Origin of the sequence: Escherichia sp. KTE96, assembly GCF_000408525.1 — a bacterium.
GTDB classification, from domain to species: Bacteria; Pseudomonadota; Gammaproteobacteria; order Enterobacterales; family Enterobacteriaceae; genus Escherichia; species Escherichia marmotae.
In genome coordinates this window covers 568,838-591,238 of record NZ_KE137149.1, presented here as the reverse complement: position 1 = coordinate 591,238, position 22,401 = coordinate 568,838, and the positions used below count along the sequence as shown (strand labels likewise).

Annotated in this window: 16 protein-coding genes; 1 reads left to right on the top strand and 15 read right to left on the bottom strand. The window is 49.2% G+C overall.

Annotated features, from left to right (window positions below):
• The 10 genes from A1WG_RS11565 to asd all read right to left on the bottom strand — a co-directional run bounded on the left by A1WG_RS11565 (nucleotide 1) and on the right by asd (nucleotide 16,002).
• Nucleotides 1–564 (bottom strand): fimbrial protein, encoded by a 564-nt coding sequence (locus A1WG_RS11565; RefSeq protein ID WP_001023960.1) that lies wholly within the window; start codon nucleotides 562–564, stop codon nucleotides 1–3.
• Nucleotides 564–3,155 (bottom strand): fimbrial biogenesis usher protein, encoded by a 2,592-nt coding sequence (locus A1WG_RS11570; RefSeq protein WP_016242568.1) that lies wholly within the window; start codon nucleotides 3,153–3,155, stop codon nucleotides 564–566. Before A1WG_RS11570 ends, A1WG_RS11565 begins: the two co-directional genes overlap by 1 nt.
• A 41-nt stretch (nucleotides 3,156–3,196) precedes the next feature.
• A complete protein-coding gene (locus tag A1WG_RS11575) occupies nucleotides 3,197–3,949 on the bottom strand; it encodes a fimbria/pilus periplasmic chaperone (RefSeq protein ID WP_001517250.1) in 753 nt (250 codons plus the stop codon).
• A gap of 121 nt (nucleotides 3,950–4,070) precedes the next feature.
• On the bottom strand, nucleotides 4,071–4,775 hold the full coding sequence (locus A1WG_RS11580; RefSeq protein WP_001517251.1) for a fimbrial protein: 705 nt from the start codon (nucleotides 4,773–4,775) through the stop codon (nucleotides 4,071–4,073).
• Between the two features lie 483 nt (nucleotides 4,776–5,258).
• Complete coding sequence (gene glgP, locus A1WG_RS11585; RefSeq protein WP_000993434.1) at nucleotides 5,259–7,706, bottom strand: glycogen phosphorylase; 2,448 nt, start codon at nucleotides 7,704–7,706, stop codon at nucleotides 5,259–5,261.
• An 18-nt stretch (nucleotides 7,707–7,724) separates the two neighbouring features.
• Nucleotides 7,725–9,158 carry a glycogen synthase GlgA gene (glgA, locus tag A1WG_RS11590; RefSeq protein ID WP_001517253.1) on the bottom strand — a complete coding sequence of 478 codons (1,434 nt, stop codon included), beginning with the start codon at nucleotides 9,156–9,158 and terminating at the stop codon, nucleotides 7,725–7,727.
• A complete protein-coding gene (gene glgC, locus A1WG_RS11595) occupies nucleotides 9,158–10,453 on the bottom strand; it encodes a glucose-1-phosphate adenylyltransferase (protein WP_000624233.1) in 1,296 nt (431 codons plus the stop codon). Before glgC ends, glgA begins: the two co-directional genes overlap by 1 nt.
• Before the next feature lie 17 nt (nucleotides 10,454–10,470).
• Complete coding sequence (gene glgX, locus A1WG_RS11600; protein WP_001517254.1) at nucleotides 10,471–12,444, bottom strand: glycogen debranching protein GlgX; 1,974 nt, start codon at nucleotides 12,442–12,444, stop codon at nucleotides 10,471–10,473.
• Complete coding sequence (glgB, locus tag A1WG_RS11605) at nucleotides 12,441–14,627, bottom strand: 1,4-alpha-glucan branching enzyme (RefSeq protein WP_000116221.1); 2,187 nt, start codon at nucleotides 14,625–14,627, stop codon at nucleotides 12,441–12,443. The genes glgX and glgB overlap by 4 nt, the downstream gene beginning before the upstream one ends.
• Nucleotides 14,628–14,898: 271 nt before the next feature.
• On the bottom strand, nucleotides 14,899–16,002 hold the full coding sequence (asd, locus tag A1WG_RS11610; RefSeq protein WP_001517255.1) for an aspartate-semialdehyde dehydrogenase: 1,104 nt from the start codon (nucleotides 16,000–16,002) through the stop codon (nucleotides 14,899–14,901).
• Nucleotides 16,003–16,194: 192 nt separating this feature from the next.
• Here asd and yhgN point away from each other — a divergent pair, with 192 nt between their 5' ends.
• On the top strand, nucleotides 16,195–16,788 hold the full coding sequence (gene yhgN, locus A1WG_RS11615; RefSeq protein ID WP_001002535.1) for an NAAT family transporter YhgN: 594 nt from the start codon (nucleotides 16,195–16,197) through the stop codon (nucleotides 16,786–16,788).
• A gap of 285 nt (nucleotides 16,789–17,073) precedes the next feature.
• Here the strand turns inward: yhgN and gntU are convergent, their stop codons facing one another.
• The 5 genes from gntU to A1WG_RS11640 form a co-directional block, all read right to left on the bottom strand.
• Nucleotides 17,074–18,414, bottom strand: a complete 1,341-nt coding sequence (gntU, locus tag A1WG_RS11620; RefSeq protein ID WP_016242567.1) for a gluconate transporter — start codon at nucleotides 18,412–18,414, stop codon at nucleotides 17,074–17,076.
• 3 nt (nucleotides 18,415–18,417) lie between these two features.
• Nucleotides 18,418–18,945, bottom strand: coding sequence for a gluconokinase (gntK, locus tag A1WG_RS11625; protein ID WP_000108330.1), 528 nt, complete (start codon nucleotides 18,943–18,945; stop codon nucleotides 18,418–18,420).
• Between the two features lie 138 nt (nucleotides 18,946–19,083).
• Nucleotides 19,084–20,079 (bottom strand): gluconate operon transcriptional repressor GntR, encoded by a 996-nt coding sequence (gene gntR / locus A1WG_RS11630; RefSeq protein WP_000730265.1) that lies wholly within the window; start codon nucleotides 20,077–20,079, stop codon nucleotides 19,084–19,086.
• A 93-nt stretch (nucleotides 20,080–20,172) separates the two neighbouring features.
• A complete protein-coding gene (gene yhhW / locus A1WG_RS11635; protein ID WP_016242566.1) occupies nucleotides 20,173–20,868 on the bottom strand; it encodes a quercetin 2,3-dioxygenase in 696 nt (231 codons plus the stop codon).
• Between the two features lie 121 nt (nucleotides 20,869–20,989).
• The gene (locus A1WG_RS11640; protein WP_001517258.1) at nucleotides 20,990–22,027 is read right to left on the bottom strand and encodes an oxidoreductase; all 1,038 of its coding nucleotides are present in this window, start codon (nucleotides 22,025–22,027) and stop codon (nucleotides 20,990–20,992) included.
• Between the last annotated feature and the right edge of the window lie 374 nt (nucleotides 22,028–22,401).

Sequence of the window (22,401 nt, the reverse complement as noted above, 5' to 3'; positions counted from 1 at the left end):
TCACTGATAGTCTATATCAAAGTACAACAGTGCATTTGCCTGCCCCGCATGTACGTTTTGCTGAGTTGACTTATAGCGGAGTTTAAAGTCTAAACTGGCATCGCCATTATTATCTAAAACTAATTCTTTGAAACCTGACTCATCATTAATTGCAATAACTTTATCATCGTTATCTAAAATTTCGACGCCCACTCCAGTTGCACTATCTGCACTGGAAGTAAGGCGTAATAAGGTGGTATTGATGGTGTCTGTATCCCCGCTAAACCGCACATTAGCACTGACTCCTGAACTATAAATAGTACTGGTTGCCGTTGGACATCCTTCCAGATTTATCGTAAATGTATGACTACCAGAAACATCCCCCACATTTAAAAAATCATTAACGTCATAAGTTCCCATGTTTACTGGCTGGTCTTTACTTCCAGTTGTAATATCACATGTTTTTGCTAATAACTGACCTGTAAATGTGACCACGACGGTATCGTTAGCAAGTGCATTACATGAAACCACCACCATGAATAATGAAGTAAAAATTAATAAAATAAATTTCTGTAATATATTCATTAGCGGCACTCCAGATTTGCATAGCTAATAGCATTATCTATCTCGCTTTTCGGTAATTGATAGCTTGCCTGACATTGCTGATAAGAACCGTCTCCCCACTGTATATTTATTATGCCTTGTAAAGGCAAACCGGAGAGATAAACCTGACCACTGTCGCCAACTATTCCTGTAATCTGAGTCGTCCCCTCAGTGGGTACACTGGCTGTCGCACCAAATGGAACAGGTTTATTACGATAGCGAACATTAAATAAACCACGAATACCGACATGGGCATTAAACTCAGCGCGAACTAAAGCGCCTTTACTGGGTATCACTTCCATGCTGGTAGCATCTAATTCTGTATGCATACTCATAGACATAGGATCTAAAGAGACATTATTACGCCTGTATTCCGTGGCATAAGGTACGACAGCATAGCCACGCCAGTCTGTCTTCACTCCCGTTCCACGTTCCACATTTACATTGTTTGCCCCAGGTGCTTTTATCAGTATATTTGTTTCACCTAACGGCTGGCTTAGCGTGAGACCATTTTCATGAACAACCAGGGCACCACTTAAACCATAGTTAAATTGCTGGTTACCATTATTATCGTAGCTGTATCCTGAATTTAGTGAACCATAAGCACCACGGTAGTTTAAACCTACCGATCCATTCCCACCATTATTCTGATTGGCGAAATTTTGTTGAATGTTATAGTTAAGATTATGTTGCTCCAGCAGTGAGCCTGATACTCCAGCATACTGATTCACATGGCCGCTATTATCCTGACTGTAACCATAAGTCGCAGTCATAGAATTTGATGCATTACGCCCATCAACGGCTGGTGATAGCCAATTGCTGATCGGCAATGAGACATTGACGGATAAGATTCTGTCAGCATCAGAACCCGGTGATTTGCTATAATTATAAGCAACATTTAAATAAACCCCATGCACGCTCGTATTATAGCCGACCTGATATAAGGTATCTTTATTATTCGTATTCCAGTAACTTTGCTGACTTGCCGCCAAATACATAGAACCATATTTACCTAATGGTTGCGATATATTTGCCTGAAACTTTCCTCTTTTGTTATAACGCAAATTGTAAAAATCATTCCAGTTATAAACATAGTCTTTTTCATTAAGAGTATCTGGATCGATAACTGTCCCCGACATTTGTTTATATGTGGTATCACTCAACGAATAAAATCCTTCCGTCGAGTAACGATAACCAATAATCTGAAAAGCCGTACCTGTTTGCACTAATGATTTTGAGTATAGAAAACGGTACGATTTCCCTTGATGTTTACTGCCATCGGCAAGCGTGCTATTGGCTTGCGTCAAATCGAATGACGTCGCTCCAAACATACCAAGGTTGAACCCCAGCCCGAGAGCTATTGCCCGATAATTATCAGAATATTGTATTCCTCCATATGCAGTAATATCCCAGGGTAATCCCCAAATCAAATCGCCCTGAAAGATATATGGATTATTTTGATTGTAGCTATTAGTACGATATTTACCGGCCGTCGCGGAATATTTTATATGGCCTTCGCGTTGAAGGATGGGAACAGCGGCGTAAGGAATGGTATAGATAGTTTCGGAATTATCAGACTCTTTGATCGTAACTTCCAAATCCCCTGCGGAAGACGTAGGGTTCAGATCGTTGATTTCAAAAGGTCCGGGAGGAATATAAGTCTGATAAATAACATAGCCATTTTGTTTAATCGTTACCTGAGCATTGCTTTTAGCAATGCCGCGCACAGTAGGGGCAAAACCACTTTGGCTATCGGGCAGCATGTTTTCGTCGGACTCAAGTTTAGCACCACGAATACTCACGCTGTCGAAAACATCTGATGAAGACCAGGTATCACCCAGTGTTAATTCACTTTTGAAAGGAATAATTACCCGTTGTAATGTACTACTCACATGTGCAATTTTCCCCGGTGAATTACCTGAACGACTCCATGTAGAGTAATCACGAAAACGCCACGCCCCTAAATTTAAACCTGAACGCAGATTTAAATAATAGCTATCAGACACGTAGTCGCCACGATCACTATTGCCAGAAAAATCATAATTAATAAGAACTGCCGGGATACCATTATCCCATTCTTCAGGTGGAATATAGCCACGTGCCTCATGCTTTAATATTGCCTGCGGGAAAGTCAGTTTGAGTCGTTGCGCATCAAGTTCAGGTGTATATTGAACTTCTGCAAACCATATACGCAAATCGAGACAATGATTCCCCTCATCTTGCGCCTGCTCCGGCAATGCACTTTTGTTAATTCCTAAAATGACTAATTCATCGAGCGAAAAACAGGGAATCAACTGATTCTGCTCATCAGCTTTGAAAGTGACCTTACGTGATGTCAAAGGCGAATCATTGACCCATATTTCAACCTCATAACTACCAGGTAGATAAGTCATCCCTTTCTCAAAACGAGATAAATCAGCAACAGCTTCAGTATCACCCGACAGAAAGGCAGGGTTAAAGCGCATACCCGCCGCTGAATACGCAGGCAAAAGTGTCAGTAGAAGCGGTATACACTGCCCCATCTGCTTGTTCCTTGCCATCCAGTGTTCGAGTTTTTTGAGCTTTAGGTTCATATCCCTGACCTGAGTTGCTTTAACGTTTTAATCTTCCAGGTTTATTGCATCGTTCCCTTTTGCCTGGCCGTTGTGGCACCGTAATCATTGATAGTTTGATAAGTAATTTCGCCCGCTAACGTCACCGGAGAAGATACTGTGATGTCGCTTTTTGGGGGAACAAACGTATTGGGTAATTTTGCCCCTTGCACCCTGATTCCTGTCACCGTCAGATAATAGGGAGAAGGATTAATGATTTTCAGTTGTTTACCTTCGTATTTAAATCGCAGCATATCCCGTGCTTTACCAGCCTGAACGGGTAAGTTAGTCGGACGGTAAAATAATTTAATCCTGTTTTGTAACGCCAGTTGTAATGTGTTTTTCTGGGTATTCTTCTCATCCGTCGGCGGAATCGCTTTCACGTTCATCCAGAATAGTGTTTCACGGTCAGTCGGTAACTGTGTTTTACCAATAAACATTATCCGCAGTGATGCTTCTTTTCTGGTTGGTAACATAAATAATGGAGGCGTAACCACAAAGTTTGGACTTTTCTTACCGCTTTGATTGTCATCCACCCATGACTGAATTAAATAGCTGGTATTGGCCCCACCATTCTGCACACTTAACGTAATTTGCTGACTGTCAGATGGATAAACCAGACGCGTAGAACCAAGACCGAAACCACCCGCTGCAATAGCGTTGATAGATATGGCGGACAGTAAAAATAGAGCACCGACCCTTATGGCATATTGAGTCTTCAGCGAAGGTTTAATGTTTCTATTTGCAAAAAAATTATTTTTTGAAATCCATCTCATACTGCATCCTTGTAGATGAAAATTAACTGCAATTATTAACTCGTGTATATTTATTATAAATAAACACGTAGTATTAATTTCAGGCTACAAATAACTGTAACCTGAAATTATATTGCTGTAATTATTCGTACAGCACGACGAAACTGGCCGTAGATTTCACCAGACCTGGTGCAACGGTACTACCGTTCTGAGCATAGCCCGCGGTAAATGCAGCGATAAAATCATGGGCGGTTGCATCGCCAGGAATCACGTAAGCCGCCGAAGAACTACTCCCCTGAGGAGATTGTGTATTCAGTTTAACCAGGCCATCAGTTGTCGTGTTTTTAGAATAAATACGAATCCCTACTCCAGTTGCTCCCGCTTCGCCAGTACCATCAGCATCAGCAGCCCCTTCCACTTCATTGGCAAGCGTCTGGTTGGCACCGTCCGCTGCACCAGTAAAACGGAATTCAATATTTTGACTGGTCGTATTGCTACAATCGGTTAGTTTAATGTTGAAGTTAGTCTGGTTACTGGCACCCGTTGCTTCAGTATCGATGCCCGTGAAAGCGTTAGAAGGTACGACTGGCAGTACCACTTCAATCTGTTTCGATTCTGTTGCAATCTTACACGTCGCTTTAACCACGCGACCAGTAAAACGAATGTTTCCGCCCATCGCATCGGTGTTGTCATCCATATCGGTAAGTTTCGGATAATCAACGGTGCTCCAGTCTGTATCGGCACCACCAAATTGTGATGCATCGCCTGGCGCAGCGGTTACCGCAGTTGACATCAGCATACCTGATGCGAGTAAAACTACGGATAAATTAGATAGATTGAATTTCATTTATACCTTTCCTTTTGTTAAAAAATCCAAGCAATATTGGCGATTATTATTACATTCAGCTTTAACAAGTCACATTATTAAGATGAGCAAAGCTGGCGTTGGTGAATCCCAGGGGGATTATATTAAGGGATAGATTGACTTAAAAATATTATATGTGCTGTTTAGCAATGTAACTAAAAAATCCCATACTCGCAATGAGTGACTTTATATAAACATACAGTAGATTGAAAATAAAGGGTTTTATTTTAAACAGAATAGCTGAGGAGTGGTGAAACATATAAATATAACGAATGATTTATTGGTTATTTATTTATGGTGTTTATTATATGATGCGTACTCAGATGAAATTTTTTATTAAAAATTTATTATTAATAGATGCTGTGTGTAAATCGTCATGACATATTATTTATCTGATATAAAAATGCCGTATGCCCATTAACGATAGTTTTAAATGGAACACACGGCAGTTATCACTTTGCGAAATTACAATCTCACTGGATCAATATGCCAGATAAGATCGGCGTACTCTTTGATGGTCCGGTCAGAAGAGAAGTAGCCCATATTGGCGATGTTCAGCATCGCTTTGGCTGTCCACTCTTCCGGACGCTCGTAAAGTTCGTCAACCTTATCCTGGCAATCGACATAGCTGCGATAATCCGCCAGTACCTGGTAGTGATCGCCAAAGTTGATCAGCGAATCAACCAGATCGCGGTAGCGGCCCGGATCTTCCGGACTGAACACGCCGCTGCCGATTTGCGTCAGCACCTGATGCAGTTCTTCATCTTTCTCGTAGTATTCACGCGGTTTGTAGCCCTGACGACGCAGTTCTTCCACTTCTTCCGCTGTGTTACCAAAGATAAAGATGTTGTCCGCACCGACATGATCCAGCATCTCAACATTCGCGCCGTCCAGCGTTCCGATAGTCAGCGCACCGTTAAGTGCAAACTTCATGTTGCTGGTGCCAGAAGCTTCTGTCCCTGCCAGTGAGATCTGTTCGGAAAGATCGGCCGCCGGGATGATCAACTGCGCCAGGCTGACGCTGTAGTTCGGGATAAACACCACTTTCAACTTGTCGCCAATCTGCGGATCGTTGTTGATCACCGTCGCTACATCGTTGATCAAATGGATAATGTGCTTCGCCATGTAATAGGCCGATGCTGCCTTACCGGCAAAAATATTCACACGCGGAACCCATTTCGCATCAGGATCGGCCTTGATACGGTTATAGCGGGTGATAACGTGTAACACATTCATCAATTGACGTTTGTATTCGTGAATACGTTTAATTTGCACATCAAACAGCGCTTTCGGATTCACCACCACATTCAGTTGTTGTGCGATGTACTCCGCCAGACGCTTTTTGTTATCCAGCTTCGCCTGATGAACAGCATGATTGACCATCGGGAAATCACAGTGCTGTTGTAGCTCGTTTAATTGGCTCAGGTCGGTACGCCAGTTACGCCCCAGGTGTTCGTCCAGTACGGCTGAAAGCGACGGGTTCGCCACCGCCAGCCAACGACGCGGCGTCACACCGTTGGTGACGTTGGTGAAACGCCCTGGGAAGATTTTCGCAAAGTCGGCAAACAGCGATTGCACCATCAGATTAGAGTGCAACTCCGACACACCGTTAACTTTGTGACTGACCACAACAGCCAGCCAGGCCATCCGCACACGACGCCCATTAGATTCATCAATGATCGACGCCCGTCCCAACAAGTCGGTATCGTTCGGATACTGCTCCTGCAAGGTTTTCAGGAAATAGTCGTTGATCTCAAAGATAATCTGCAAATGACGCGGCAGAATTTTACCCAGCATATCGACCGGCCAGGTTTCCAGCGCCTCGCTCATCAGCGTGTGGTTGGTGTATGAGAAGACCTCACAGCACACTTCAAAAGCGTCGTCCCAGCTAAATTTGTGCTCATCAATCAGCAGGCGCATCAGCTCAGGAATCGACAGCACCGGATGGGTGTCGTTGAGATGAATCGCGATTTTATCCGCCAGATTATCGTAGGTTTTATGCAACTGATAATGGCGACTTAAAATGTCCTGAATGGTTGAGGAGACCAGGAAATACTCCTGACGCAAACGCAGTTCACGCCCGGAATAGGTGGAATCATCCGGGTAAAGCACGCGGGAAACGTTCTCGGAGTGGTTTTTGTCCTCCACCGCCGCGAAGTAATCGCCCTGGTTAAATTTACCGAGATTAATTTCGCTACTGGCTTGTGCGCTCCACAGACGCAAGGTGTTTGTCGCGTCAGTATCATAACCTGGGATGATTTGGTCGTAAGCCACGGCCAAAATTTCTTCGGTTTCAATCCAGCGCGTTTTCTTGCCTTCTTGCTGAATACGACCGCCAAAACGCACTTTGTAGCGCGTATTGTGGCGTTTAAATTCCCACGGATTGCCGTACTCCAGCCAGTAGTCCGGAGACTCTTTCTGACTGCCGTTAACGATGTTCTGTTTGAACATACCGTAGTCATAACGGATTCCGTAACCGCGTCCCGGCAACCCTAAAGTCGCCAGTGAATCCAGGAAGCAGGCCGCCAGACGCCCCAAGCCGCCGTTACCGAGGCCCGGGTCATTTTCCTCATCAATCAACTCTTCGAGATTTAATCCCATCGACTCCAGCGCACCCTGGACATCGTCATAAATACCTAACGACAGCATGGCATTGGAGAGAGTTCGGCCAATCAAAAACTCCATCGACAGGTAGTAAACCTGTCGAGTTTCTTGCGATAGCTGGGCACGATTCGAGCGTAACCAGCGCTCCACGAGACGATCGCGCACAGCAAATAACGTTGCGTTCAGCCATTCATGTTTATTGGCTACGACCGGATCCTTTCCAATCGTAAACATCAGCTTATAAGCGATAGAGTGCTTAAGAGCTTCTACGCTAAGCGTGGGCGATGAATATGTAAACGGAGCATTCATATAGGCGTTTCCTGAAAACTATTTCAAGCGATAGTAAAGCTCACGGTACGACTTCGCCGCGACCTGCCAGCTAAAATCCATTGCCATAGCCTGACGTTGCACAAACCGCCACAGCGAAGGGCGGGACCACAGAACAAAAGCGCGCCGAATAGCCCGTAACAACGACCAGGCATTACTATCTTCAAAGACAAACCCACTGGCGACGCCATCTGCAAGGTTCTCAAGAGAACAGTCAGAAACCGTATCAGCAAGCCCACCGGTACGCCGCACCAATGGCAGCGTGCCGTACTTCAATCCATAAAGTTGCGTTAAGCCGCACGGTTCAAAACGACTGGGCACCAGAATGACGTCCGCGCCGCCCATAATGCGATGCGAAAATGCTTCGTGATAACCAATCTGTACACCAACCTGCCCGGGATGTTCCGCCGCTGCGGCAAGAAAACCTTCCTGCAACACCGGATCGCCCGCGCCAAGTAACGCCAGTTGTCCCCCCTGTTCCAGAAGGCCCGGTAAGGCCTCCAGCACCAGGTCAAGACCTTTCTGGCTGGTCAGACGGCTCACCACTGCAAAAAGCGGCACTTTATCGTCAACCTTAAGCCCCATTGCGATTTGCAACTGGCGCTTATTCTCCGCTTTATCCTCCAATGAATCGCGGGTGTAACGCGAGGCTAAAAGTAAGTCCGTCTCTGGACTCCATATTTTCTCGTCCACGCCGTTCAGTATGCCGGAAAGCCGCCCTTCACGATGACGTTGCTGGAGCAGACCTTCCATACCGTAGGCAAACTGAGGTTCAGTAATCTCACGAGCGTAGGTCGGACTAACCGCGGTAATGTGGTCAGAGTAATACAATCCGGCTTTCAGGAAAGAGATTTGCCCGTTGAACTCCAGTCCGTGAACATTAAAGAATGACCATGGCAATTGGATGTCATTCATGTGATGTGCATAAAACATGCCTTGATAGGCCAGATTGTGCACAGTAAACACCGACTTCGCCGGACGCCCACTTGCCGCCAGATACGCAGGCGCAAGGCCCGCATGCCAGTCGTGCGCATGCACCACATCGGGACGCCAGAATGGGTCAAGCCCGCTTGCCATCTCTGCCCCAACCCACCCCAGCAGTGCAAAACGCAATACGTTGTCGGTGTAGGCAAATAAGTTGGTATCGTGATACGGGCTTCCGGGACGATCGTAGAGATGTGGCGCATCAATCAGGTAAATGCCAACCCCGTTGTAATGCCCGAACAGCAGCGTGAAATGCCCGGCAAAGGTATCACGACGAGATACCACCTTTGCATCGGTCACGCCGCGGCGAATATCGGGAAATGCAGGCAACAGTACGCGAGCGTCAACGCCGTCTGCGATTTGTGCTGCGGGTAATGCCCCAATAACATCAGCCAGACCGCCGGTTTTAAGCAGCGGGAACATCTCTGAACATACATGTAAAACCTGCATTATCGCTCCTGTTTATACCCTAACTTCCGTAGCATTTCGCGCGTAACCAGCACGATGCCTTCTTCTGAACGATAGAAACGACGTGCATCCTCTTCTGCATCCTCACCAATCACCATGCCTTCCGGAATAACACAAGCGCGGTCAATGACACAGCGACGCAGACGGCACGAGCGACCTACCCATACTTCTGGTAGCAATACGGCGGAATCAATGTTGCAGAATGAATTCACGCGAACGCGTGAGAACAGAACGGACTGCACCACCACCGAACCAGAGATCACACAACCGCCAGAAACCAGGGAGTTAAGGGTCATCCCGTGGCTACCGGAGCGATCCTGAACGAATTTCGCTGGCGGCAATGATTCATTGTAGGTACGAATCGGCCAGTTGCGATCGTACATATCCAGTTCCGGCACGACAGAGGCCAGATCGAGGTTCGCTTTCCAATAAGCTTCCAGCGTCCCCACATCGCGCCAGTACGGCTCGGCGTCCGGGTCGGACTGTACACAAGAGAGCGGGAATGGATGCGCATAGGCGAGGCCTTCTTCGGTAATTTTTGGAATCAAATCTTTACCAAAGTCGTGGCTGGAGTTTTCATCGCGATCGTCTTCTTCCAGCAGTTCATACAGGTAGTCGGCGTCAAAGACGTAGATCCCCATACTCGCCAAAGATTTGCTCGGATCGTTTGGCATTGACGGTGGGTTAGCCGGTTTCTCAACAAATTCGATAATTTTATCGTTTTCATCGACTGCCATAACACCAAATGCAGAGGCTTCTTCAATTGGGACTGGCATACAAGCAACGGTACAACGCGCACCTTTTTCGACGTGGTCGATAAGCATTCGCGAATAGTCCTGCTTGTAGATATGGTCACCCGCCAGGATCACTACATACTCCGCTTTATAACGGCGAATAATGTCGAGGTTTTGGGTAACTGCATCTGCCGTACCGCGATACCAGTTTTCCCCTTTCATTCTCTGCTGCGCTGGCAGCAGATCGACAAACTCGTTCATTTCTTCATTGAAGAACGACCAGCCGCGCTGAATGTGCTGCACCAGGGTGTGAGACTGGTACTGGGTGATCACGCCCATACGGCGGATACCGGAGTTGATGCAGTTGGACAGAGCAAAGTCGATAATGCGGAACTTGCCGCCGAAGTGTACGGCAGGCTTTGCTCTCTTATTGGTTAAATCCTTCAGGCGAGTACCGCGTCCCCCCGCCAGAATCAAGGCAACAGACTTCAATGGCAGCTGGCGTGCCAACATTAAGTGATCGTTCTTCTCTAAACTAATCATGACTAACTCCTTTTTTATCATCTCTGGAACACACACAATCCGTGTGCAGGTCCCGGCCAGACAGCCGTAATCACTGGGTTATCCTCTCCAGCGAATGGGGGAATGGCATGCCACTCCCCTGCAGGTAAAACAATCTCTGTTACCTCAAGCGTGGCGTTTATTGCGATCAAGAAACGATCCGAAAGCAAAATTTGCAGTTGCTTCGGCCCGTTCTGCCACTCATCCGAGCTTAAAGATTGAGCATATCGATTTAGCCAACGGACATTGCCGTCGCCTTCTTCCCACCAGCGATCCTCTACCAAAGCAGGAATGCGCTTGCGCAGATGGATTAACGCGGCGGTAAACGCGATTAAACCACTGCTTGCTTGCGACCAGTCCAACCACGTTAGTTGGTTATCCTGACAGTAAGCATTGTTATTGCCATGCTGGCTGTGACCATGTTCGTCACCGGCCAGTAACATCGGCGTACCCTGGGAGAGCAACAACGTTGTTAACAGGGCGTGAATGCTGTCGCGCCGCCGTTCAACCAGATCAAGAGTACCGCCTAATCCTTCTTTACCATGATTGTTACTGTAATTGTTGTTGGTTCCGTCGCGATTTTCTTCTCCATTTGCTTCATTGTGTTTATGGTTGAAACAAACGCAGTCGCGAAGCGTAAAACCGTCATGTGCTGTGACCAGATTAATCGCAGCACTCGGCAGACGGCCATTACGTTTAAAAACATCACTGGATGCGGCAAAGCGTCCGGCAAACTCTCCCAGAGGTAAATCATAATGCAGCCAGAAACGGCGGGCGGCATCGCGGAAATGATCGTTCCACTCGGCAAACAGCGGAGGGAAATTCCCCACCTGATAGCCGCCGGGTGCGATATCCCACGGTTCAGCAATCAGCTTCACTTGCGAAAGCACCGGGCAATTCTGGATAGCGATAAACAGCGGCGCATCCTGACGAAACTCCGGCGTTCTCCCCATGACTGTTGCGAGATCGAAACGGAAGCCATCAACGTGACAGGTTTCCACCCAATAGCGTAGACAGGCGCTGGCGTATTCCACCACTGCCGGATGGCTCAAGTTGAGCGTGTTGCCACAGCCGGTCCAGTTGTGATAATCGCCGTCTTCTCTTATCCAATAATAGCTACGGTTATCGATCCCGCGCAGTGAGAATACCGGACCGTCGAGATCCAGTTCCGCACTGTGGTTGAGCACGATGTCGAGAATGACCTCAATGCCCGCTTTATGCAGGGCTTTGACTGCATCACGAAACTCATCCAGCGCCGTTTCTGGCGAGCAGGCATACGCCGGATGCAGCGCAAACAGCGCCACCGGGTTGTAACCCCAGTAGTTGCTTAGCCCCATGCGTTGCAAACGCGGCTCACTGGCAAATTGCGCCACCGGCAGCAGCTCCAGTGCGGTAATGCCCAACCGTTTTAAATAGTTGATCATCACCGGATGCCCCAGGGCTTTATAAGTGCCGCGGATCTCTACCGGGATCTCCGGGTGCAAGTAGGTTAATCCTTTGACATGGGCTTCATAAATGATAGTGCTGCCCCACGACGTGCACGGCGGGGCATCATCTTCCCAATCATAGTGGTCCACTACCACGACACATTTCGGCGCAATGGCAGCATTGTCGCGATAGTCAGGTTCACTATGGCCAGCGTGCAGCAGCGGGTTATCTTTAAATTCCCCGACAATTTGCCGCGCGCAAGGATCAATCAACAACTTCGCCGGGTTAAAGCGATGCCCCATGGCGGGTTGCCATGGGCCATGAACGCGATAACCATAACGCAAACCCGGGCGCGCATCCGGCAGATAACCGTGCCAGATATCGCCACTTCGTCCTGGCAAGTCATACCGATGTTCTACGTCCTGGGCGTCAAACACACACAGCTCTACCCGCTCGGCATGAGCGGAGAAGAGCGTGAAGTTGACGCCATGGCCGTCGTAATGCGCGCCAAGGGGAGCGGGTTTGCCAATGGCAAGTTGTGTCATTCTCCCTCCCGAACCAGCCAGATAGTGGCCAGCGGCGGTAGTGTAAGGCTTAATGAATGCTGACGACCGTGGCTGGCAATCTCATCGCTGTGTACCGCGCCGCCATTGCCGGCATTACTACCGTGGTAGTGCATAGAATCAGTGTTGAGGATTTCACGCCATTTACCCGGCTGATTAATGCCAAAGCGATAGTCATAGCGCGGCACCGGCGTAAAGTTACTGGCAACGATAATTTCATTCCCCTCTTTATCGCGGCGAACAAAAATCAGCACCGAGCGTTCATGGTCATCCACCACCAGCCATTCAAAGCCATACGCGTCGAAATCCAGCTCATGCAGTGCTTTATGATGACGATAAGTGTGGTTCAGATCGCGTACCAGACGCTGGACACCGTGATGCCAGTTGTCACCGCCTTCCAGCAGATGCCAGTCGAGGCTGGCATCGTGGTTCCACTCTCGCCCTTGGGCAAATTCATTACCCATGAACAGCAGTTTTTTGCCCGGAAACGCCCACATCCAGGCATAGTAGGCACGCAAATTGGCAAACTTCTGCCATGCATCACCCGGCATTCTGTCGAGAATCGATTTTTTGCCGTGCACCACTTCGTCGTGCGACAACGGCAGGACGAAGTTTTCAGTGTAGTTGTAGAGCATCCCGAAGGTGAGTTTATCGTGATGGTATTGACGATAAATCGGGTCGAGCTTCATGTAATCCAGGGTGTCGTGCATCCAGCCCAGGTTCCATTTGTACCAGAAGCCCAGGCCGCCAATATCCTGAGGACGAGAAACGTTCGGGAAGTCGGTAGACTCCTCCGCCATCGTTACCGCGCCAGGAACTTGCTCACCGATAATACGGTTGGTATTGCGCAGGAACTCAATCGCTTCCAGATTCTCGCGTCCACCAAACTCGTTGGGGATCCACTCACCCTCTTTACGGCTGTAATCACGATAAATCATCGACGCTACTGCATCGACACGCAGCGCATCAATACCAAAACGTTCAACCCAGTACAGCGCGTTACCGACGAGGAAATTGCTGACTTCACGACGTCCATAGTTGTAGATCAGGGTATTCCAGTCCTGGTGGTAGCCTTCACGCGGATCGCTGTGCTCATACAGGTTCGTACCGTCAAATTCGGCAAGCGCAAAGTCATCAGTCGGGAAGTGCCCCGGCACCCAGTCGAGAATAACGTTCAAACCGGCTGCGTGTGCGGCATCAATGAAATAACGGAAGTCATCACGAGTACCAAAACGACGAGTTGGCGCATACAGACCCGTCGGCTGATAGCCCCAACTGCCATCGAACGGATGTTCATTAATCGGCAACAGTTCGAGGTGGGTAAAGCCCATCCACTTGGCGTAAGGCACCAGTTGATCAGCCAGTTCGCGATAGCTTAGCCAGAAGTTGTTGTCGGCGTGACGACGCCAGGAGCCCAGGTGAACTTCATAGATAGAGATTGGCGCATCAAACTGATTCGCTTTTTTGCGCTCTTCAGTCTGTACGACTTTTTCAGGCAGTCCGCAAATAAGGGAAGCGGTTTCCGGGCGCATCTGCGCTTCGAAAGCATAGGGATCAGACTTCAGACGGAGATTACCGTTAGCATCAATCATCTCGTATTTATAGAGCTGACCGTTATGCGCGCCAGGGATAAACAGTTCCCAGATACCGCTTTCTTTACGCAGACGCATTGGGTGACGGCGGCCATCCCAGTAGTTGAATTGCCCAACGACCGAGACTCGTCGGGCATTTGGTGCCCAGACAGAAAAACGCGTGCCGGTAACGCCATCCATAGTATCAGCGTGCGCGCCTAAGGTTTCATATGGGCGCAGGTGAGTACCTTCAGATAACAGCCAGGCATCCATTTCCTGGATTAAAGGACCAAAACGGTAAGGATCATCAATCAGGTTCTGCTGACCATGCCAGACAACAGCCAACTGATAACGGAAAAAATTCTTACGCCGCGGTATGACGCCGCTAAAGAATCCACGAGAGTCGAGACACTCCAGTTTAGCGACTTTGCGTCCGGTTTTTGGTTCAATCACCCACACATCGGTGGCATCAGGTAAAAGGGCACGGACTTCCAGTCCCGCTGTAGTTTTATGCATTCCCAGTACGGAAAATGGGTCTGCAAAATGGCCTGCAATTAGCGCGTTTATCACGTCTCTATCGATACGAACGGACATGCTTGTCTTCCTGTTTTATTGTGTCACCCCATCCAACTGATTTTTGACATCTGGTTGTGACATTTTTTTGACCTGAACGACGCAGCACTCTGTGCATCCTCTCTGCGTCGTCCTCCCTTCAGGTAAGGCAGTGAATACCCAGGTATTCTGCCACCCTTAAAGAATAGCCAATGCTTTATCTAACTCCCGGTAAATCATGAAACATCTGCGCTTACTCCTGTATTACGCACTAAAAGGGGCGGCATCGCGCCCCAAATTTAATGAATAAAGATTACGCCAGTTGACGAAGCATCCGACGCAGCGGCTCCGCGGCCCCCCACAGCAACTGATCACCCACGGTAAAGGCTGACAGGAATTCTGGTCCCATATTCAGTTTACGCAGGCGGCCTACAGGCGTGGTCAGCGTGCCGGTAACGGCTGCTGGGGTTAGCTCACGCATCGTGATTTCACGATCGTTTGGTACTACTTTCGCCCACGGATTGTGCGCAGCCAGCAGTTCTTCCACGGTCGGAATGGATACATCCTTTTTCAATTTAATGGTGAATGCCTGGCTGTGGCAGCGTAGTGCCCCGACACGCACACATAAGCCATCTACCGGGATCACGGAAGATGTGTTGAGGATCTTGTTAGTTTCCGCCTGCCCTTTCCACTCTTCGCGGCTCTGACCATTATCGAGCTGTTTGTCGATCCACGGAATCAGGCTACCAGCCAGCGGCACGCCAAAGTTATCAACTGGCAGTTCGCCGCTGCGGGTTAGCGTCGTAACTTTGCGTTCGATCTCGAGAATAGCAGAGGAGGGGGTCGCAAGTTCATCCGCCACATGGCCATACAACTGACCCATCTGGGTTAATAACTCACGCATATGTCGCGCACCACCGCCGGAAGCCGCCTGGTAGGTCGCAACGGAAACCCAATCAACAAGATTATTAGCGAATAAACCGCCCAACGACATCAACATCAGGCTGACAGTACAGTTACCGCCAACAAAAGTCCTGATGCCTTTATTTAATCCGTCGGTAATGACGCCCTGATTAACAGGGTCAAGGATGATGATGGCGTCATCTTTCATGCGCAGAGACGATGCTGCGTCAATCCAGTAACCTTGCCATCCGCTTTCACGAAGCTTTGGATAGATTTCGTTGGTATAATCGCCGCCCTGACAGGTCACGATGATATCGAGAGCCTTCAGCGCTTCCAGATCAAAAGCATCCTGAAGTGTGCCGGAGGTGCCGCCAAAGGACGGCGCAGCCTGGCCAGACTGGGAAGTCGAAAAGAAGACAGGGCGAATGGCGTCGAAATCGCGCTCTTCAACCATGCGTTGCATGAGAACGGAGCCGACCATACCGCGCCAGCCGATAAAACCAACATTTTTCATAAGCGTTTTTTTCCTGCAAAGATGTGTGCTGTATAAATGTGCCTGTGTCCTCATGGCACATCTTTCACCATACAAAAAGCAGCCAAAGTCGCAAGTGAAATTAATCAATGATAGCGAAGCCATCAGTAATGCGACTTATCCTGCTTTAACAGCACGCAGAAAGTCCACCGCAATTATCAGGGAACTTGAGTTATGAATGAAATCATTTCTGCAGCAGTTTTATTGATCCTGATTATGGATCCGCTCGGAAACCTACCTATTTTTATGTCCGTACTAAAACATACTGAACCGAAAAGACGCCGGGCAATCATGGTGCGAGAATTGCTCATCGCGCTATTGCTGATGTTAGTGTTCCTGTTTGCGGGCGAGAAAATTCTGGCATTTCTTAACCTGCGGGCAGAAACCGTCTCTATTTCTGGCGGCATCATTCTTTTTCTGATTGCCATTAAGATGATTTTCCCCAGCGCCTCGGGTAACAGTAGTGGACTTCCGGCAGGTGAAGAGCCGTTTATCGTGCCGCTGGCAATTCCACTGGTGGCGGGGCCGACTATCCTCGCCACGCTGATGCTGCTGTCACACCAGTACCCGAATCAGATGGGCCATCTGGTGATTGCCCTGCTGCTGGCATGGGGCGGCACATTTGTCATCCTGCTACAGTCATCGCTCTTTTTGCGCCTGCTGGGCGAGAAAGGGGTAAACGCACTGGAACGCCTGATGGGGTTGATTCTGGTAATGATGGCAACCCAGATGTTCCTCGACGGTATTCGGATGTGGATGAAGGGGTAATGTTCAAACAGGTGCTGCGCACAACCAGCATTTTTCGCCGCTGATTAACCACAGCATCTATAGCTTCCCATTGCCCTTCCCTGAAGGTAGCGGTGGCGTTACTTAACATCCGTTGTAACAGCAATTCAGCTCCGTGTTTCTCCATCATCTTCTCCTGCGTCCGTTAACGCAGTGATTAGAATGGATAATGAGCCAGTGTTTTTGCGAGAGAGATCAAAAAGATGAAGAGAGGGGAAAAGAGAAATGAATTACTGCGAGCAAGCTCGCAGTAATTTGTCGCGGTAATTAACTCAACAACTGAAACGCAATCATCCCGACGATGGCACCGACAGTACCAAGAATGGTTTCCATCATGGTCCAGGTTTTCAGCGTTTCGGCTTCGGTCGCGCCGGTAAATTTACCGAACAACCAGAAACCGGCGTCGTTAACATGGCTGACTACAATCGAACCACCAGCGATACAAATCGACAGCGCCGCCATTTGCGCACCGGAGTAATTCAGTTGTTCAATAACCGGCATCACCAGCCCCACCGCCGTTAAACAGGCAACGGTTGCAGATCCCTGAATGATGCGCACCGCCGCTGCCAGCACGAAGCAGGTGATCGCAATCGGCAGGCCCATCCCGGTTAACGCTTCGCCCAGCGCCGGACCTACGCCAGAGTCAACCAGCACCTGTTTGAACACACCGCCCGCACCAATCACCAGCAGAATAATCCCCGCAGGTTGCAGCGCGTGACCGCAAATCTCCATCACTTTGTCTTTCGGCATACCCTGACGCATCGCCAGACCATAAATCGCCACCAGACAAGCAACCAGAATCGCGGTAAATGGATGGCCAACAAACTCAAACCATTCATAAGCCGTTGACCCTTCTGGCACAAAACGTGCAGCAATGGTTTTCAGCCCAACCAGTACTAACGGCAGCAGGATCAGCGACAAACTGAATCCGAAGGACGGCATTTTGCCTTCGCCAAGATGCGGTTCACTGATGTCGTCAGGAATATGCAGCTCAACGTAACGGCTGATGAAATTACCCCACAGCGGGCCGGCAATAATCATCCCCGGAATTGCCGCACACAGGCCAATCAGGATCATCCAGCCAAAGTCGGCATTCATCTGCGATGCCAGCAGCATTGGCGCTGGCCCCGGCAGCAAGAACGCCGCTGCCGCTGCTACGCCTGCAAACAGCGGGATAACCAGCTTTACCAGGTTTGTGCCCGTGTGGCGCGCCATTGAGAATGCAACGCTAATCAGCAGAACAATCGCCACTTCAAAGAACAATGGTAACGCACAGACCAGACCCGCAAGGCCAATGGCATAATGCGCGCGGCTGTGACCGAAGGATTTGAGCATTTTGACGGCAATCTGATCGACTGCGCCGGTTTCATGTAAGATCTTGCCAAACATGGCTCCCAGGGCGACAACCACCGCCAGGAAACCAAGGGTACCTCCCATCCCTTTTTCCATCGTCGCTGCGATTTTATCGAGCGGCATACCGGAAAAAAGGCCAGCCCCCATAGACACCACCATCAAAGCCAGGAAAGCATGCATACGCGCCTTCATGACTAAAAACAGCAGCAGTAAAACAGCCCCTACTGCTGTTAAAACAAGCGTTAATGTAGTCACTACTTATTTGCCTTTTTTAATAACCTCAATGGTGCTTGCCACAACACCTTCCAGCGGCTGATCGATATCTACCACCAGTACATCGGTTTCGTCCGCACCCGGTTCCTGCAGCGTTTCAAACTGCGTCACCAGCATTTGGGTTTTAAAGAAATGGCCTTTGCGCGCTTTCAGGCGGCTTTCAATCACATCAAAATCGCCTTTCAGGTAGATGAAAGAGAGATTTGGATTACCTTCACGCAGCAGGTCGCGATAGTGCTTTTTCAGTGCAGAACAGACGATCAGCGACACTTTATTGGTACGCTGCATGGCAAACGCGGCGTCGTTCAGCGCCTGTAACCACGGTTTACGATCATCATCATTCAACGGTTCACCGGACGCCATTTTTTCGATATTGCGACGCGGATGGAGGAAATCGCCATCAAGAAACGCGGCATGAAGTTGATGCGCCACTTCACTGGCGACCGCAGATTTGCCGCTGCCCGATACGCCCATCAGAACGTAAATGTGGTGATCATGGTTAGTCGTGCTCAAAGTGGTGCCCCCACAGTACAAGAATTAAAAATGTTACGGGTAACTGTTATCGGTAACATTGTCCGGCCGGACAAAAACAGAAGCAATATCCATCCGTGCCTTAAGTGTATAAGTGTGAGCTACTTCAAATTTGTGAGCTTAAATAGATCCGCCCGGTGACAAGGTGAAACCTAAATCTAACATTTTCGGTGTCACCGCTTCGCCACGAATACGCGCCAGCAGGCGCTCAGCGCCAATGCTGCCCATCCGCTCACGCGGCGTCAGCACGCTCGCCAACCGTGGCTCCATCACCTGACCAATATCGTGACCGTGGAAACCGGCGATCGCCATATCATCAGGGATTTTCAGCCCCAGGCGCTGACATTCAAATGCCGCGCCAACGGCCAGGTCATCGTTGGTACAGAACACGCCATCTAACTGCGGATATTCCCGCCGCGCCTGGCGAATCAGTTCAATACCAGAAGAGTAAGAAGAGGATTGCTCGACCATCACGCTATACGGCACCAGGCCGGCATCCAGCATCGCCTGCTCATATCCCTTCTGTTTGATGATAGTACGTTCATCGAGGCGCGCACCAAGATAAGCCACATGACGATGCCCACGGGCAATGATAGCGGCGGTCATCTGCCGTGCCGCTTCAAAGTTATTAAATCCGACGGCGATATCGAGACACGGCGACTGGCTGTCCATCAGTTCCACCACCGGAATACCTGCCACTTCAATCATCTTTAATGTGCGCGGCGTGTGGGTACGTTCGGTGAGGATCAGCCCGTCGATATTCCACGAGAGCATCGATTCGAGGCGTTCTTGCTCCATTTCCGGTTTATAACCGTAGTGAGCCAACATGGTTTGATAACCGTGTGCGTCGGTAACGCTTTCAATTCCGCGTAACACTTCGGCAAAAACCTGGTTAGTCAGAGAAGGTAGCAGGACGCCAATCGCCCGACTGGTGGCGTTTGAGAGGATATCGGGTGCGCGATTGGGAATATAACCCAGTTCATCAAGAGCGGCAGCGATCTTGCCGCGCAGGGCGACGGAGACTTGCTCCGGGTTGCGTAAAAAACGACTGACCGTCATTTTGGTCACGCCTACACGATCAGCCACATCCTGAAGTACGGGTCTTTTCTTTTTCATCGTCCTGAAAGGTACAAAAGGGATAGATTCCTTTAGTTTACCACGGACGCATCAGAACCTTCCCGATTCCTCGGGAAGGTTTGTGAGATAAATTTAGACTGGCGGTAAATCGAACAGCAGAATTTCACTGTCGCTATCGGCGTGGATGGATATCGCCTGCTCATCACAAATTGCCAGGCCATCGCTGGTCGAGGCTTTTACGCCGTTAATGGTGACGTTGCCTTTCACCACCTGGATCCAGACGCGGCGTTCAGCGGCAATCTGATGTATTGACTGTTCATCTTTCACCAGCGCCCAGCGGTACAGCTCCATATCCTGATGCACTTTCAACGAACCGTCACGCGCATCCGGCGAGAGCACCAGTTGTTTGCCCTGTACGGCATCGAAGCGACGCTGTTCATAACGCGGCGTAATGCCGTTTTCTTCCGGCATGATCCAGATCTGATACAGATGCAGACGCTCGGTGCTACTTGGGTTGTACTCTGAGTGACGAATACCCGTACCCGCACTCATAATCTGAAACTCGCCCGCCGGAACCTGTTCTTTGTTCCCCATGCTGTCCTGATGCTCAACCGCACCTTCCAGCACATAGGTCAAAATTTCCATATCTTTATGTGGGTGAGTGCCGAAGCCCTGCCCTGCTTCAATCACGTCGTCGTTAATCACACGCAGCGCGGAGAAGCCCATAAAGTTCGGATCGTAATAGTTGGCAAAAGAGAAAGTGTGCCAGGAGTCCAGCCAGCCATGATTCGCATGGCCACGTTCATTTGCTTTGCGTAAGTAGATCATTTGTATTCGCCCCCTGAATGATTTGATGGGCTTAGTGTGGACCCGATCCGTCCGGGATGATAGAGGGTGAAAATTGACCCCTCTGTTCAAAAAAATTGAACTATTTGAGGGGGCATAAAACTTACTTCGCGAGAGTTACCGTGGAGGGTGAAGTTTGCTCAAAACCGCGCTCAAGGATTTCCAGATTAGTAAGAACTTCAGATTCCTTGACGTAATTTGGCGCACCGGTAGTAATGGTTTGATACAGCGCATCGTAGACGCGTCCGTAATCTCCCACTTCCGGCTTCATTTCCTCTCTTACCGTAACGCCCTCGTCATTGACATACTCCAGCACACCGACCGAATCATCCGCCGCGAATCCCGCTTCGCCCGGCATAATATTAGCCTTCAGGCTGGTTTCCTGCTGGTCAATACCGTATTTAATAAATGTACCTTTCTTACCGTGAACGATAAATTTCGGATAATCGATTTTCACCAAATGGCTGGTTTTGACGATGGCTTTCAAATCACCATAAAACAACTGCGCTTCGAAAGTGTCGTCCGGATTGGCTTTATTACGCAGGCTGCGAATATCGTAAGCCACATGATCCGGGCGACCAAACAGTGAAATAATCTGGTCGAGGGTATGCACGCCAAGACCATAGAACGCGCCATCTTGCGGTAGTCCGGGTTTAGTTTCTGCCACCGGGCGGTAGTAGTCAAAATGGCTTTCCACTTCGACAATCTCTCCCAGCTTGCCGCTTTCAATCGCTTTTTTCGCCGTCAGGAAGCAGGAGTCAAAGCGACGATTCTGATACGGCGTGACGGTCAGCCCTTTACTTTTTGCCAGCGCAAACAGCTCTTTCGCTTGCGCAAGCGTAGGGGTGAACGGTTTTTCGACCAGCACATTTTTTCCGGCCTCCAGCGCGCGCTTCGCATACTCGAAGTGGCTGTCAGCATGGGTGCAGACGACAACCAGCTTAACGTCGGGATCATTTAATACTTCGTCGAGATCGCTGGTGAAATGAATATGGGAATAGATGGGAGCCTGTTCTTCCGGCCTGGCATGGCGGCGAAAAATATGCGCGACATGCCAGCTATCCTTGCGGTTAAGTACATACGGCAGATGGTAACGGGTGGTGCTTTTACCGAAGCCAATGAAGGCGCAGTTAATGACCATAGTTTCGTCCTTTTTAAGGTGGTTAGTGACACCTTAGCGCAAAGCGGACGTGGTTCCTATGCCTGTGTTTCAGTACGTCAGATTGTTGGCAAAGTGCACTTTGATCATGCCGGATGCGGCGTGAACGCCTTATCCGGCCTACACAAAATGGCATCGGTTTGTAGGCCTGATAAGCGTAGCGCATCAGGCAATTTTGCATTTGTCTCAACACGAGCACTTCCCGTGGGCAAAATAGCAAGTCAGCCTGGCTGAAACGAAAGCAAAAAAAAGCCAGCACCCGGCTGGCTAAGTAATACTGGAAGCAATGTGAGCAATGTCGTGCTTTCAGGTTCTCCGCGAGGGTCTTCCTGATTGCGAGACAATAATAATCATTC

Bases quoted from the DNA above. Each gene is read 5' to 3' on its own strand.
- A1WG_RS11565 (WP_001023960.1), bottom strand. From the start codon at position 564: ATGAATATATTACAGAAATTTATTTTATTAATTTTTACTTCATTATTC.
- A1WG_RS11570 (WP_016242568.1), bottom strand. From the start codon at position 3,155: ATGAACCTAAAGCTCAAAAAACTCGAACACTGGATGGCAAGGAACAAG.
- A1WG_RS11575 (WP_001517250.1), bottom strand. From the start codon at position 3,949: ATGAGATGGATTTCAAAAAATAATTTTTTTGCAAATAGAAACATTAAA.
- A1WG_RS11580 (WP_001517251.1), bottom strand. From the start codon at position 4,775: ATGAAATTCAATCTATCTAATTTATCCGTAGTTTTACTCGCATCAGGT.
- glgP (WP_000993434.1), bottom strand. From the start codon at position 7,706: ATGAATGCTCCGTTTACATATTCATCGCCCACGCTTAGCGTAGAAGCT.
- glgA (WP_001517253.1), bottom strand. From the start codon at position 9,158: ATGCAGGTTTTACATGTATGTTCAGAGATGTTCCCGCTGCTTAAAACC.
- glgC (WP_000624233.1), bottom strand. From the start codon at position 10,453: ATGATTAGTTTAGAGAAGAACGATCACTTAATGTTGGCACGCCAGCTG.
- glgX (WP_001517254.1), bottom strand. From the start codon at position 12,444: ATGACACAACTTGCCATTGGCAAACCCGCTCCCCTTGGCGCGCATTAC.
- glgB (WP_000116221.1), bottom strand. From the start codon at position 14,627: ATGTCCGTTCGTATCGATAGAGACGTGATAAACGCGCTAATTGCAGGC.
- asd (WP_001517255.1), bottom strand. From the start codon at position 16,002: ATGAAAAATGTTGGTTTTATCGGCTGGCGCGGTATGGTCGGCTCCGTT.
- yhgN (WP_001002535.1), top strand. From the start codon at position 16,195: ATGAATGAAATCATTTCTGCAGCAGTTTTATTGATCCTGATTATGGAT.
- gntR (WP_000730265.1), bottom strand. From the start codon at position 20,079: ATGAAAAAGAAAAGACCCGTACTTCAGGATGTGGCTGATCGTGTAGGC.
- yhhW (WP_016242566.1), bottom strand. From the start codon at position 20,868: ATGATCTACTTACGCAAAGCAAATGAACGTGGCCATGCGAATCATGGC.
- A1WG_RS11640 (WP_001517258.1), bottom strand. From the start codon at position 22,027: ATGGTCATTAACTGCGCCTTCATTGGCTTCGGTAAAAGCACCACCCGT.